The organism is Flavobacterium longum (genome assembly GCF_965137575.1).
Taxonomy (GTDB): domain Bacteria; phylum Bacteroidota; class Bacteroidia; order Flavobacteriales; family Flavobacteriaceae; genus Flavobacterium; species Flavobacterium longum.
This window is the reverse complement of record NZ_CBCRZJ010000004.1, coordinates 280,863-294,286: the sequence shown is the minus strand read 5'-3', so window position 1 is coordinate 294,286 and position 13,424 is coordinate 280,863. Positions and strand designations below refer to the sequence as shown.

Here is a 13,424-nt window from a genome sequence, read left to right as displayed (position 1 = left end):
TTTTCGGAAGGCTATTGCTTTTTACCGAGCATGTCCTGAAGCGGTTTCAATTGGCCTTGATCCAGATTGGCCTGAGGAAGAAGCGACATCAGCGTCATCACGCCGGTCGGGTTCATGTCTTTCCCCAAAATCCTGACCACCGCGAAACCGGTTTCCTTTTGTGCCATGAACAGGATGAATTCATCGATGTGTTCAGCGTCGCCGACGAAACTCAGCGAACCACTGGCGCCAGCCGAGCCGAATTTCATCAACTCCTGGTATTTTTCGTCCTTGAGCAAGGCTTTTACCTTGGAGCGTTCGGCGTTATACAACGTTGAATCTTCGGCGGCCTTGAACGCGAGGATGTTCATCTTCTCGAAAGATTGCAGGGCAGCCTTTTGTTCCGCATTCAACGTCGCCGGATCGAGGTTCAGGATCGATGGCGAAACATCTACCGCCACGAAATTCTTGTCTTCGGTCTTCTCCACAAAATACTTCTGCAGCGTCGGCTCCGAACCACAGCTTGCCAACACCAATGCCGCAAGCAAAAAAAGATACATCCGTTTCATGTCTGTGATTATTTAGGACCTTTCGGGCCTTTTGCGCCTTTACCGGCTTTCTTGAGTTCGTTGCCGCCGGGAAGGTTCATTTTCTCGGTCAGCATGGAAATGTCGTTCAAATCGAATTCACCGATGAGCGACATCAAAACGGTTTCGCCGCCTTTTCCTGAATCCTGGATGAACATCAAAAGCTCTTTTACTTTGGTTTCGCTACTGCCGGTCTTGACCATGATCCTGATGTTCTGGCCTTTGTCATTCACGCGCATCAATTCTTCCAGCCCAGCACTTTTGATGTGTTTTTCGGCAGTGGCTTTCATTTCGGCGGCCGTCTTCGTGTTCTGGGTCGTGAATACGCGCAGGTTTTCCAACTTCTTGATCATGTTCAGGTATTGCTGCGACTCTTTGTTCTTTACATTGCCCATCATTTCGAACATTTTCTTGGTGACGACCACCGTGGTGACGTCTTCCCTATCTTCGAATTTTGAGAATGCGGGTTGCGCAAACATCAAAACGGGCATCAGGGCGATTATGGCTGTTACGATTAACTTTTTCATGTGGTATGATTTAATAATTAGGGATTGTTATTTAATGACGATGTGTTGCGTTTGCCGGCGGCCTTCGGTGGTGATTTCTACCACGTAACTGCCCGGTGCGATGCCGGACGTGGAAACACCTTCGGCGGAATACTGCTGGGTTTTCACCAAACGACCTGAACCGTCGTAGAGTTTCACTTCTGCAGGCGCAGTGGTATTGATATAGAAAACATCTGTGGCAGGATTTGGCGAAACCTTCAAGACCAGTGCATCTTTCACGTCAGACAATTTCGCGTCGAGTTTGGCATCGGTGGCTTTCGGCAGGACTTTGTCGGTGAGGTCGGTGAGTTCATCCATGTCGAACAACCCTTTGACGATGATCGTCGCCGCGCCCGATTCTTTGTTTGTTTCCTGCGCGAAAATCAGGATTTCGGTGATTTGGCTTTCCTTGACGCCCGACTTGACCATGATCTTGAACTCGGCGCCTTTCTCCTTGACCCGCATCAATTCTTCCAATCTGGCCGATTTGATGTAGCTTTCCGTAGCCGATTTCAATCCGGCGACTGCCGCTTGCTTTTCGGTGGCAATTACCTTGAACATTTCTATCTGCTTGACCATTTCCTTGGCCTGTTGCGCTTCCTTCGCGCTGGATTCCGTCTCAATTTGGGCCAGCATGCCGAACGCTTTTTTGTTGACGGTCAATGTGGTGAAATTTTCGTCTTGTTCAAACTTGTCGAATGAAGTCTGTGCAGACAGTGCCGGTGCAAATGCGATGAGCGCGGCGGCAACGAGTTTCAGTGTGGTTTTCATGATTCTTGATTTTTGATTAATGATTATTTTGACGGGAATACGCTGGTTTTCACGTCTTCGTATTCCTGGACGTACTGCATGCCTTGGATGCCTTTGTTGACGTTGCCCGAAAGCAAATCAAGCGCTTTCTGGGTTTCGCGGAAGGCGACTTCTGGGTCATCGAAAGTGCCCAAATCCTGAGACTGTGGCCGGTTGAAGAACATCAGCCCGACACCGAGTAATACCACCGCCGAAGCAGCGATAGACAACCATGCAACGCGGTTGGTTTTCATGGCGGGCAATTCAAATGTTTTGTGGGCAGTTTCGGCCTTCGCTTGTTTGAAGTAAGCGAACATTGGCCGGTATGGCTCCATTTCGGGCGCCACGCCTGCAGAAGAAAAATAATCCTTCAATTGGTTTTCTTCGGCAACCGAGGTTTCGCCTTCAAAGTATTTCTCGAGCAATGATTCAATTTTGTGCAATTCCATAGCGGTGTGCTTTTATCATGGTTTCTCTTATCGTTTTTCTGGCCCTGGAAAGTGCCACACGCACAGCGGTTTCATTCATTTCCAGTATTTTGGCGATTTCTTCGTAGTCGTACTGCTCAATGTCGCGCATCTGTACGATCAGTTTCTGTTGTTCGGGTAATGTCCCGATGATTTTCTCTACCCAGTTCCACGTGTCGGAGTCCTCGATCTGTTTCTGGAGCGGTGCTTCGCGGTCGGTGAAGTTGTTGTGCACGATCTTCAGGTTCGACGCGCGTTTGGATTTGAGTTGGTCGAGGCAATAATTCTTGGTCATTGTCATGGCCAACGCTTCGACACTGTTGTACTGATCCAAACTGTCGTTTTTGTTCCAGAGTTTCACGAGGACTTCCTGCGTGGCGTCTTCGGCTTCTTCGGTACTCACGAGCAGCCGTTTGGCCATCCTGAATACTTTGTCCTTGAACGGATTGATTAAATGTATGAACTCCGATTGGTTCATTTGATTGATGATTTAAAGCCCAGACGAAGCTTAATTTTTTTTGTTACAAAAAAATTTTAATCGAGAACTAATTCAAGTAAATTTACGTTTATTTCCAAAAGATTAGCGATGAAAAAGATTTCTCTGTTGTGGGTGGTTTTCCTGTCATTCTTTATGATTATCGGGTGCGATGACCAGACCGATAACGACGTTCCGGAAAACTTAGAAGTATATGATTTCGTCTGGAAAGGCATGAACCTGTATTACTTGTGGCAGGAAGATGTCGCCAACCTCGCCGATGACCGTTTCGCCAACCAGGGCGAATTGAATAATTTCCTTTCGGGCTATAGCGATCCTGCGGTTTTGTTCAACAGTTTGCGCACCGACGCTGCCATCGACCGGTTCAGTGTGATTTACAGCGATTACACGGTTTTGGAAGGCGTACTTTCTGGAACGACCAAAAACAACGGCGTAGATTTCGAGTTGCGCTACAAACCCGGCAGCACCACCGACATCTTCGGTTGGGTGCGTTACATTTTGCCCAATTCGGACGCTTCAGACCAAAATATACAGCGCGGCGATTTGTTCTATGCCGTGAACGGAACGCAGCTTACCGTAGACAATTATCGTACGCTGCTCGGCGCCGATACCTATACGCTCAACCTCGCCACGTATGACGGCGGCAACATCACGCCCAACGGCGAGTCTGTTACCTTAACAAAAGCGGTTTATTCGGAAAATCCTGTTTACATGACATCGGTCATCGAGGACGGCACACATAAGATCGGCTATTTGGTTTACAACGGGTTTTATGCGAATTACGAAAGCCAGCTCAACAACGCCATCGGGCAATTGCAATCGCAAGGCATCACCGATCTGGTGCTCGACTTACGCTACAATTCGGGTGGTTCGGTAGCTACGGCAACGCGTTTGGCCAGCATGATCACCGGGCAATTCAACGGCCAGTTGTTCGCCAAGGAACAATGGAACGCCAAAGCGCAGGCGTACTATGAATCGCAAAATCCAGGCGCATTGGTCAACAATTTCACGAATAACATCGGAAACGGCGCTGCCCTCAACAGCCTTAACCTCAGTAAAGTTTATGTCCTAACGACCAAAAGTACCGCATCCGCGAGCGAACTCGTCATCAATGGTTTAGCGCCGTATATCGACGTGGTGCAGATCGGCGACAATACCGTCGGGAAAAATGTTGGCTCGGTAACGCTGTACGATTCCGAGGACTTCGGACGCGAAGGCCGCAACCCGGATCACCGATATGCCATGCAGCCCATCGTGCTGAAAATCGTCAACAAAAACGGCTTCGGCGATTACCAGGAAAACGGCTTGACGCCAGATTATCCGCTGCTGGAAAATCTCGGGAATCTCGGCGTATTGGGCGATGCCAATGAACCTTACCTCAGCACCGCCATCGGTTTGATCACCGCCGACGGACGCAAGGTCAGGCAAAATCCGGAGCGTCAGCCGCAACGGTTCAAGGATGCCAAATCCATCGACGGGCTGCGCGACCAAATGTATGTTGATAAACCTTTGAAAACCCGTTTATAAGCGAATTCCGACATAATATCCGAAAGGTTATATTCGTTATCAATACAAACCTAACCTTTCTGTTATGGCATTACGCAAAATCTTCCTGTTGCTGTCGGCTACGGCCTTAATGGCATTTCATCCCGGAGACGGAAAAAAAATTACGGTAGTGATCGACGCAGGCCATGGCGGCAACGACTACGGTGCCATGCACGAAATGCTTACCGAAAAAGAAATCACGGCGCAAATCTGCGACAAAATCAAAGCGCTAAAAAGAAATGAAAACATCGACTTGGTGTTTACGCGCACCGATGACCAGTCGATGACGTTGGCCGAACGCGCCGATTTCATCAACCAAATCAAACCGGATGTTGTGGTGTCGATTCACGTCAATTACAACAAGAACGTGACAACTTCAGGCTTTGAGATATACACGCCAAAGGCCCACAACGCAAACCGCGAAAAATCTGTAGCGCTGGCCACACAACTGGCTGGGAAACTCAGCGAAAACCTGAACGTAAAAAACCGTGGCATCAAAGAAGCGCCGTTTTTCATCCTAAACAAATCCGAGGCGCCGGCCATGGTCGTGGAATTGGGTTTCCTTTCCAATCCGTCAGACCGCGAATACCTTACGGGCGACACCGGACAAGAAAAAATCGCACAATCGGTCCTCGATTTCATTCAAGGATTGCAATAAAAAAAGGCTTCCGAAAACGGAAGCCTTTTCTTTTAAAATACGTTTTCTTATTCGTTGAAATAAAAACTGTTTGGCCCGAGCCCAACGGTTTTCGTATCGATGGCGCTGCCGCCTGATGTCGAATAGATGTAAACTTTTCCGTTCGAAGTGAAATCTTCCGTCGCCTCGGCAATGTAAATCCGGCCGTTGTTCACCGCAAAACCATAGCCGATGTAATCTGAAGTAGATCCGGTGTTGATGATGGGCGTATCATTTACGGCTACAGCGTTGAGCGCCGCGCGATAAATCTTTGCCCCAACGGTAAAGTAAAATCGAGTGCCGTCGATATCCATATTCTGCGCATTGACAAGCGCGCCGTCAAAAATCACTTCGCTTTCAATCGTGTCTTCTTCGTCTTCGCCTTCGCCCGTTGTGTCCGGATCATCAACGGTAGCGATACGCACCAATTTAGAATCGCCGGTCATCGCACCACAAAGCACGTAAACCGTATCGTCCTTGACGCCGATGGCATTCGGTGATTGGCCCATGTCAAGTGTCGTCAGGATGGTTTTCGTTGCGGCGTCGATTACGGTGACATGGCTTCCCATACCGAACGAGCCATTGGCCACATACAATTTCCCGTTGTGCGCCACGAGTTTATCGGCGTAATCGTTCACGGCAATCGGGGCTTCCGGGGTCAGCGTGGAAAGGTTGATTACCGCTACATAATCGTCGGTATTGGTATCGAACGTGTTCAGGTTGGTCACATACGCCTTGCCATCGAGCGCCACACCGTAACGCGGATTAGCCAAACCAGAAGAAATGGTGCCTTCATACGCAAATGTGTATCGGTTGACAATCGTGATTTTATTCGACCAGCCCGAGATAATGTATGCTTTATCGCCATCCATGAAGATCGACTGGGTATAACCGCCGATGGATTGGCTGCTGCCGTTGACGTTTGTAAAAACATCTTGTTCTACCGTGGCCAGATCATTTGAGATGTAGGTTATTGAGCCGGACACCGCGTCGCCTTCATTGAGGACGAGCACGCCATTGTCATATTGCCCGAGCGGTTCATCGCTGCCGCCGCCATCATCGCTGCTGCACGACCAGAGCAGCGTGATACAAAAAGCCGACAGGAATAGTTTGTTGATTTTCATGAGTTAAAATTTAAGGTTCAAAAATACATTATAATTTCGTCCCGGAAATGGCCGTCCGGCCACAACCTGGTAATTTTCGTCGAAAAGGTTCAGGACACGCGCACCGACACGAACCATCTGCTGCTTCCCGAAACCATAGGAAATACCGATATTGGAAACGGTATACGCATTAAGATTGTAGCGCGCATCATTGTCAGACCGGGTAAACACTTCGCCCACATACAAGATTTGATAGTCGGCTGAAATATTTCGCCAGGTATACGCCAACGCACCGGTGGTTTTGTGGAATGGCACATAAATCAGTTGCTTGCCGGTGCGGTCGTTTTCGGAAATCGTGTAGGCGTACGTGCCGAAGATTTTCCAATGCCCGGACGCGGTCTTCCGTTCCCATTCCAAGGTGTTTTCCACGCCGTATGACGTTACTTTGTTGACATTCTCCGGGCGCCAAGTCGTCACCGTGCCAGGCAGCCACTGGATCATGTCGTCGATGACGATGTAGTAGCCCGTGACGCGCAGCTTCCAGTTGCGGTAGCTGAATTGGTTCCCGATTTCACCTTGCAACGAAGTTTCCGGGCGTAGCGCCGGGTTTCCGCCATCGAACCAATACAAATCGTTGAACGTTGGTATCCTGAAATTTTTGGACCCGCTGATTTTCAAGCCATAGCACCGAAAAACTTGCCACTCGATGCCTGCCGAAAACAACAATGGGCTGTCATAATTCGCTGTGATTTCCTGTCGCAAACCCGCTTCGAACAGCCATTTTTTCCAGGGGCGGCTTTTCACAAGTACGGCCAGTGATGATATCTGGCGCGATGGTTTCCCGACATCTGAACCTGTTGCATCGGTTTGCGTGAAATCGGCCGAGGCGTTGATTTGGGTCGATGCATTGAACGCATATCGGCCATCGTATTTCGCAACGAAAGTCTGCGCCTGCCCATAATTGCTTGCAGGATTGTCAATCTGTCCGAAATAATCGTAGCGCTCGGTAAGGAAAGCCGCTTTCAACCGAGATGAAAAGGCACCGGAAACGTTTTGCCATTCCAGCATCGTCCTAGTGTTGAAATCGTGGTATTTCGTACGGGTATCGGTAGGCGAAATCAACGAAAAATAGCGGTCGCCATCAAAAATGACACTGTGCAGATACACGAGATTGTCTTCGTTTATTTTATAGCCGAGACTGAACTGGCCCGACGTATTGTAATATTGTCCGTTCTCATTGCGGCGGCCTTCCTGCGGAAACTCAAAATCGTTGCTGGATTGCTGGCGCGATATTCCGGCCTGCACCGCCCAACGGTTCGAGCCTGTGGCAATCCTGTAGTTGGCCCCAACCGTACTGAAGCTGCCGTACGAACCTCGAAATTCGTTCGTAAAACGTGTTCCGAACCTGAGGGCATTGTCCAGATGCACACTGCCGCCAATCGCACTGCTGCCGTACAACACGCTGCCACCTCCGGGACGCACGATGACGCCGTCGAAATTCTGTGTGTTCACCGCGTTGAAATCGGTTTGGCCGTTGAACTGCGAATTGATGTTAAGCCCGTTCCAGACGACGGCCGTATGTTGCGCCGTTGTCCCGCGGAACGACGGTGAGGCCACCATGCCCAGGCCGTTTTCCTTAAAGTAAATCGTTGAATTATAATTGAGTAACGACACCAGCGCAGAACCGTTCTTCTCTATGACCGAATCGTTTAGGACCAAAACGGATTGGGCTGTTGTATATTCCCGCAATTGCCGGTCAGAGACAATGACTTCGCGCAGCGCGAACAGGTCGCCTTGTGCAAAAATACAATGGCACCAAAAAAAGATGCCCAATAAAAGATAGTTTTTCTTTGTCATCCAGTCAACATCTTTGTCCCCGAAGATGTACTCGTTTGTGCGATAAGGCAGGTCTCCTGGCTTGCGTCCTGCCGCGGCCTTCCCGTTTTTCACAGTGGCATTGCGGAGCGGCAGTCTTTGTAGCTTACAGTTGCGGGTACAGCCCAGGATTTCCACCTGGTTCCCTTTTCATGCGGTCCTGGATAATGAGGCAGGACGGCAACCTTAAGGCGATGCAAATATAGGCCAAATATTGTTCACCCGACGACAAAAACATACTTTTGCACTTCGCATCCAAAACCATGTCCATGACCAGACTACTGTTTTTGTTATTCGTCTTACCGACCGTCATCGGGTGCCGACAGGATATTTCGAAAGAGCCGGACACGAAGACTAACGGAAGGAATGAGGTGCGTTTCGCGTCCGGTTTTTCGATAGTGGCCTACAAAGATTATTCACTGCTTACGGTCACGCAGCCTTGGCCTAACGCCGAAAAAACATTTGCTTACGTCCTGAAAAAAAAGGATGCCATCGTGCCGGATAGCCTCAAAGGTTTTCCGTCGGTCGTTGTCCCAATCAACAAAATCATCGTCACCTCGACCACGCACATCCCGTCGCTGGAAATGCTCGGTGTGGCGCAGACGCTTGTGGGGTTCCCGAACCTGAAATACATTTCGTCCGAAAAAATACTTGACCGCGCGGCTGCCGGAAAAATCCGCGAACTCGGATCAAACCAATCGCTCAATACCGAGGTCGTGCTCGACCTCAACCCGGACGTGCTCATCGGATACGGCATCGACAACCACAATCCTGCGTTGGACAATTTGCAAAATGCCGGGATCAAAGTCGTACTCAACGGCGACTGGAACGAGCAAAACCCGCTGGGAAAAGCCGAATGGATCAAGCTTTTCGGCGTGCTGTACGGAAAAGAAGAACAAGCAGATTCCATCTTTAACGCAGTTGTTTCGGGATATGAAAAAGCCATCGCACTGGCGCGTTCGGCCAAGCAAAGACCAGTCGTGCTCATGGGCGGCCTTTTCGAGAACAAATGGAATGTAGCCAGTGGCGAGAGTTGGGGCGCGCGGTTCATCAAGGACGCGAATGGGCAATATCCTTGGGCCGAAACCAAAGGTACGGGCAGCCAATCGCTCCCGTTTGAAGCCGTGCTGGAAAAAGCCGGGAATGCCGATGTCTGGATCGCGCCAGGGCAATTCTCTACACTGGCCGAAGTCCTTGAAAGCAACCCGCATTACGACCAGTTCAAAGCCTTCCGCAACAAAAATGTTTATACCTTTAAAGTCGGGAAAAACCGCGGCATCCTTTATTACGAACTCGCGCCGAACCGCCCCGACTTGGTCTTACAGGATGTCATCAAAATGCTGCACCCGGAATTGTTGCCCAATCACAAACTCGTCTTTTTCGAAAAAATGAAATGATGCGATCCAGGACGTCCACCACATTAATCTTTACCGCGCTGTTGCTGGCTGTGGTATTGTTGTTTTTGGTGAACATCAGTCTTGGTTCCGTACGCATACCGATTGCAGAAACTTTCCAACGTCTGGCGGGCGGACAAACCTCACGCGAAACCTGGGATTACATCATCGTGAATTACCGTTTGCCCAAAGCCGTAACCGCCGTACTGGCCGGCGTGGGATTATCCGTAGCCGGATTGCTGATGCAGACGTTGTTCCGCAACCCGTTGGCCGGGCCGTACGTTTTGGGCCTGAGCTCCGGCTCGAGTTTGGGCGTTGCCGTTGTCGTTATGGGCGCGGGTTTGCTTCCCGCCACGTCTTGGATGCTGTCCTCGTATGGGATTGTCGTGGCGTCCTGTCTTGGAAGTTTTCTCGTGTTGTTGGCCGTGATGGCAGTGTCGCAAAAATTGCGCGATACGGCGGCAATCTTGATCGTAGGGTTGATGTTCGGGAGTTTTACCAGCGCATTCGTGGGCGTCCTGACGTATTTCAGTTCGGCGGAACAATTGCAGAAATTCATGTTCTGGTCACTCGGGAATCTCGGCAACCTGTCGTGGCTTTCCGTGGGGATTCTCGCTAGTGCGGTGGTTGGCGGACTGTCGCTGGCCGTGTACAGCATCAAGCCGCTCAACGCGCTGTTGTTGGGCGAAAACTATGCGAAAAGCCTTGGGTTGGATTATCGGAAATCGACTTTTGTCATCGTTGTGGCCACGAGCCTTTTGGCCGGCAGCATTACGGCTTTTGCCGGTCCGATCGCCTTTGTAGGGCTGGCCGTACCGCACATCGCCCGATTGGTTTTCCAGACCAGCAACCACAATATCCTTTTTTGGGCGACACTCTTGCTCGGCGCTATCGTCATGCTGGTGTGCGACTTGTTTTCGCAAGTACCGGGAACCGACGTGACATTGCCCATCAACGCGATCACCTCGATTATTGGTGCGCCGGTCGTGGTCTGGCTTATCCTCAAAAAACGCAAACTCACGTGAACCCGATACTGCTCCATACCGAAAACCTCAGCATCGGCTACCCAAACAAACAAGGCGCAAACGTCATTGCATCGGGCGTTTCGTTGGGTTTTATGCCCGGAAAACTCATCGCGTTGATTGGGGCAAACGGCATCGGAAAGTCAACCTTGCTTCGGACGCTTACTGGCATCCAACGGCCGTTGAACGGCGTGGTATCGCTCCACGGGAAAAACGTTTCGGATTATACTTCCGCAGCACTGGCGCAAGAACTTGCCTTGGTACTAACCGAAAAACTCCCGCCGAGCAACCTTACCGTTTTTGAATTGGTGGCACTCGGCAGACAGCCCTACACGAACTGGCTGGGTACGCTTACACCCGACGACTTGGCGCAGATTGACGAAGCGATGTTGCTTACCGATACGTCGTGGCTCGCCAAAAAAAAACACTACGAACTCTCAGACGGACAACTGCAAAAAGTGTTGGTTGCGCGCGCGTTGGCCCAAGACACACCGCTGATCGTGCTCGATGAACCCACGACACATCTGGATTTCCAACACAAAATCTCGTTGTTCAGGCTTTTGCGGAAATTGGCGCACAACGCCGGGAAATGCATCGTATTTTCAACGCACGACATCGAAATGGCGATGGAAATAAGCGACGAAATCGTACTGATGACCGGGGAAAAAATCACCCAGGCGACGCCACAGGAACTCATGACCAGCAAAGCGCTCGACGGTCTGTTCACCGATCCGAACATCAGGTTCGATGCCGAAAAAGTTAAGTTTGTCTTTACGGATTTGTAAACCCCGGCGCATTGGGTTAAATTGACTAAAATTTGTTGCAATGAAACACCTGTACATGCTATTTCTTTTGACCGCATCACTGGCCACTGCGCAAGGATTTGAACTCACCCCGCGCGGTTTCGAACCTGTGGAAATCCAGCGTCCGAACCGTCCAAACGAAAAGCTCATCGACCTTACGAAGGCCTGGGCTGACTACTATTTCAAACAACAATACGACATTTACAATGTAACGGCCAATGGTTTGGACATCGATGTATACAAGGAAAACGGTTTCTTTTACCACAACCTCGGCGAATTGTTTTCGCACCGCATCAAATACACTTTGAAGATTGAATTTCTGGAAGCATCATGCCGCCTCCGGTTTACCGTTCGGGAAATCTATGCGAAGAAAACGTTGCTCAAGATGACACCACAGGATTTTTTTGGGCCAGACGGACAGCTCAAGGACGACATGGACGAAGCCAAATCATCGCTAGAGAAAACTGCGAACAACGCGCTGACTTCTTATATGAAATTCATTCAGGGCTGACCTTTCAACAAATTGATGCTGACCGTGGCCAAATCTGAATCCGGAAAACGGCGGAACACGGCCGGATCCGGGAACAAACCGGCTTCCGACGCAATTTTGTTGAAGACGTCGATTTCCACGATGTACTGATCTGAAAACCCATGCGTGGCATCGTAAGCCGTAGCCGATGTACGTCCAAGATTCGCCGCGGTCAAATGAGGCGCGATGGTGTGCAACTCAATGAGCAACAAGCCAAACTTCTTTACATACGGCGACCATTTCTGGAGGTGTTCGAGCAGGTTGTCCTCGACCAAATGATTCGGGATGCGTCGTCCGCGATGGGCAAATGCGCCGGTTGACGCGCTGATGCGGCCCGCTGTTATATGAGTCGGATCGGTCCAGATGCGGTTGTGGTCCAGAAATGTCCTGACGTTGAGCAAATCCTTGAGGTCGATGCTGTAATTTTCCATCAAATCGTGGGCGAGCACATCCGGACGGCCAATATCGCCCCAGATGACTTTCGCCCAAATATCGGCCTTGATCAAATTGGCGCGCGTGACTTTGAGTGCGGCTTGGTTATAGTCAACCCCGACCAGGAACAACGGATGCTCGTCGAGCATTTTCCCACGCAGGGTTTGCCGGTCAATGACCTCGAAAATATGTTGCAGGAAAGCGCCGTTTCCGCAGCCCATATCCAAAATGCCCTTGGGTTGCTGCTCGATCGGGCGGTTGAACAATTCCACAAGGATTTCATCGACGACCTTAAAATACGTATCGTGCGCACCACCGCTGCCCCAAACATTCATTTCCCGATCTACGTGGCGTTCGTCTTCGCCTTCACCGACGCGCAATACCGCCGGGTTTCCGAACATGAGTTCATCCACTTTCGCAAACGTCGGCAAGTACGAAACCGTTACGCCATAAGCCGAGGCGCGCTTGGCGAAGAACAGGCCGGTTTCGGTGAACTGGAAATTCCCGTTCTTCTCGTTGAACCAGCCCAACCATGCAAAAAAACTCAGGATTTTCTGGAACAAGTCTGGCGATTTGTGGAATTCCTCCGGGCGGAAAGACGTTTCCATGAAATATTTGTGGAACATGCCGCTCATGCCCAGCCTTACGAGCGTCGGGCCAACCAAATGGCCTTCGATGTGTTTGAGGATTTGCTGCTGGATGCCGCGGGTCATGTCGTCGTCAGCTAAAGTGACGTAGCCTGATTTGTATTTTTCGAAAATGGCATCGAGCCTGCCAAACGGCGCTTCGTCAAACAACCGCGGATGGAAATCCTGGGAGAATTTCAGGAGTTCGACCACGTCTTTGTAAAAATGCGCATGCGAAAAAGCCGGCTTCGATTGCTCGGTCACGCGGAAGGAAATCACATCGTTTTCCGCATCGAGATGGTAATCCAAAAAACCTTGTGAACACAACACGCGCAGCCCGACATTCAGATAACCTTCGTTGGCCTTGAAGGTTTCGGTGAGTTCGGCGAGCGTTGCCTGCCCGCGATCGAGAAGGTAATCGAGTACGCCTTTCTCGTGTAGCGCAAAGGCTACGGGCGCGGTGACCAAGCCGTCAAGGTGTTTGAAAATGGTGCTGCGGAGGTTGTGTTTGTCGATCATAAGAAATCATTGTTCATCAAATATATGAAATTTGACA

General features: G+C 50.3%; 14 protein-coding genes and 1 riboswitch. Of the genes, 6 read left to right on the top strand and 8 right to left on the bottom strand.

What is annotated here, in order from left to right:
- Window positions 1-11: 11 nt before the first annotated feature.
- The 5 genes from ACM9J1_RS09395 to ACM9J1_RS09375 are packed head-to-tail and all read right to left on the bottom strand — an operon-like array spanning window position 12 to window position 2,845.
- The gene (locus ACM9J1_RS09395) at window positions 12-548 is read right to left on the bottom strand and encodes a DUF4252 domain-containing protein (RefSeq protein ID WP_415581775.1); all 537 of its coding nucleotides are present in this window, start codon (window positions 546-548) and stop codon (window positions 12-14) included.
- Between the two features lie 8 nt (window positions 549-556).
- Window positions 557-1,093 (bottom strand): DUF4252 domain-containing protein, encoded by a 537-nt coding sequence (locus ACM9J1_RS09390; protein ID WP_415581774.1) that lies wholly within the window; start codon window positions 1,091-1,093, stop codon window positions 557-559.
- Between the two features lie 27 nt (window positions 1,094-1,120).
- Window positions 1,121-1,882 carry a DUF4252 domain-containing protein gene (locus tag ACM9J1_RS09385; RefSeq protein ID WP_415581773.1) on the bottom strand — a complete coding sequence of 254 codons (762 nt, stop codon included), beginning with the start codon at window positions 1,880-1,882 and terminating at the stop codon, window positions 1,121-1,123.
- A gap of 23 nt (window positions 1,883-1,905) precedes the next feature.
- Entirely contained in the window at window positions 1,906-2,349 is a 444-nt protein-coding gene (locus tag ACM9J1_RS09380) for a hypothetical protein (protein ID WP_415581772.1), read from the bottom strand.
- A complete protein-coding gene (locus ACM9J1_RS09375) occupies window positions 2,330-2,845 on the bottom strand; it encodes an RNA polymerase sigma factor (RefSeq protein WP_415581771.1) in 516 nt (171 codons plus the stop codon). Before ACM9J1_RS09375 ends, ACM9J1_RS09380 begins: the two co-directional genes overlap by 20 nt.
- Window positions 2,846-2,953: 108 nt before the next feature.
- On the opposite strand from ACM9J1_RS09375, the gene ACM9J1_RS09370 reads away from it, so the two are divergent.
- Window positions 2,954-4,390, top strand: coding sequence for a S41 family peptidase (locus ACM9J1_RS09370; RefSeq protein WP_415581770.1), 1,437 nt, complete (start codon window positions 2,954-2,956; stop codon window positions 4,388-4,390).
- Between the two features lie 64 nt (window positions 4,391-4,454).
- On the top strand, window positions 4,455-5,066 hold the full coding sequence (locus tag ACM9J1_RS09365) for an N-acetylmuramoyl-L-alanine amidase family protein (protein ID WP_415581769.1): 612 nt from the start codon (window positions 4,455-4,457) through the stop codon (window positions 5,064-5,066).
- 47 nt (window positions 5,067-5,113) lie between these two features.
- On the opposite strand, the gene ACM9J1_RS09360 is transcribed toward ACM9J1_RS09365, so the two are convergent.
- Together ACM9J1_RS09360 and ACM9J1_RS09355 are read right to left on the bottom strand one after the other, a co-directional pair.
- Window positions 5,114-6,208, bottom strand: coding sequence for a YncE family protein (locus tag ACM9J1_RS09360; RefSeq protein WP_415581768.1), 1,095 nt, complete (start codon window positions 6,206-6,208; stop codon window positions 5,114-5,116).
- A gap of 3 nt (window positions 6,209-6,211) precedes the next feature.
- Entirely contained in the window at window positions 6,212-8,044 is a 1,833-nt protein-coding gene (locus ACM9J1_RS09355; RefSeq protein WP_415581767.1) for a TonB-dependent receptor, read from the bottom strand.
- A 29-nt stretch (window positions 8,045-8,073) separates the two neighbouring features.
- A riboswitch (cobalamin riboswitch) is annotated at window positions 8,074-8,266 on the bottom strand.
- Window positions 8,267-8,331: 65 nt separating this feature from the next.
- Between ACM9J1_RS09355 and ACM9J1_RS09350 the strand changes: the two genes are divergently transcribed.
- Genes ACM9J1_RS09350 through ACM9J1_RS09335 form a run of 4 tightly spaced genes read left to right on the top strand, consistent with a single transcriptional unit; the run spans window position 8,332 to window position 11,792 of the window.
- Window positions 8,332-9,459 carry an ABC transporter substrate-binding protein gene (locus ACM9J1_RS09350; RefSeq protein WP_415581766.1) on the top strand — a complete coding sequence of 376 codons (1,128 nt, stop codon included), beginning with the start codon at window positions 8,332-8,334 and terminating at the stop codon, window positions 9,457-9,459.
- Window positions 9,459-10,481, top strand: a complete 1,023-nt coding sequence (locus ACM9J1_RS09345) for an iron chelate uptake ABC transporter family permease subunit (RefSeq protein ID WP_415581821.1) — start codon at window positions 9,459-9,461, stop codon at window positions 10,479-10,481. The genes ACM9J1_RS09350 and ACM9J1_RS09345 overlap by 1 nt, the downstream gene beginning before the upstream one ends.
- Window positions 10,478-11,263: an ABC transporter ATP-binding protein gene (locus ACM9J1_RS09340; protein WP_415581765.1), complete on the top strand. Its 786-nt coding sequence runs from the start codon at window positions 10,478-10,480 to the stop codon at window positions 11,261-11,263. The genes ACM9J1_RS09345 and ACM9J1_RS09340 overlap by 4 nt, the downstream gene beginning before the upstream one ends.
- Before the next feature lie 40 nt (window positions 11,264-11,303).
- Window positions 11,304-11,792 carry a hypothetical protein gene (locus ACM9J1_RS09335; protein ID WP_415581764.1) on the top strand — a complete coding sequence of 163 codons (489 nt, stop codon included), beginning with the start codon at window positions 11,304-11,306 and terminating at the stop codon, window positions 11,790-11,792.
- Here the strand turns inward: ACM9J1_RS09335 and ACM9J1_RS09330 are convergent.
- Window positions 11,783-13,387 carry a class I SAM-dependent methyltransferase gene (locus ACM9J1_RS09330; protein WP_415581763.1) on the bottom strand — a complete coding sequence of 535 codons (1,605 nt, stop codon included), beginning with the start codon at window positions 13,385-13,387 and terminating at the stop codon, window positions 11,783-11,785. The genes ACM9J1_RS09335 and ACM9J1_RS09330 overlap by 10 nt on opposite strands.
- Between the last annotated feature and the right edge of the window lie 37 nt (window positions 13,388-13,424).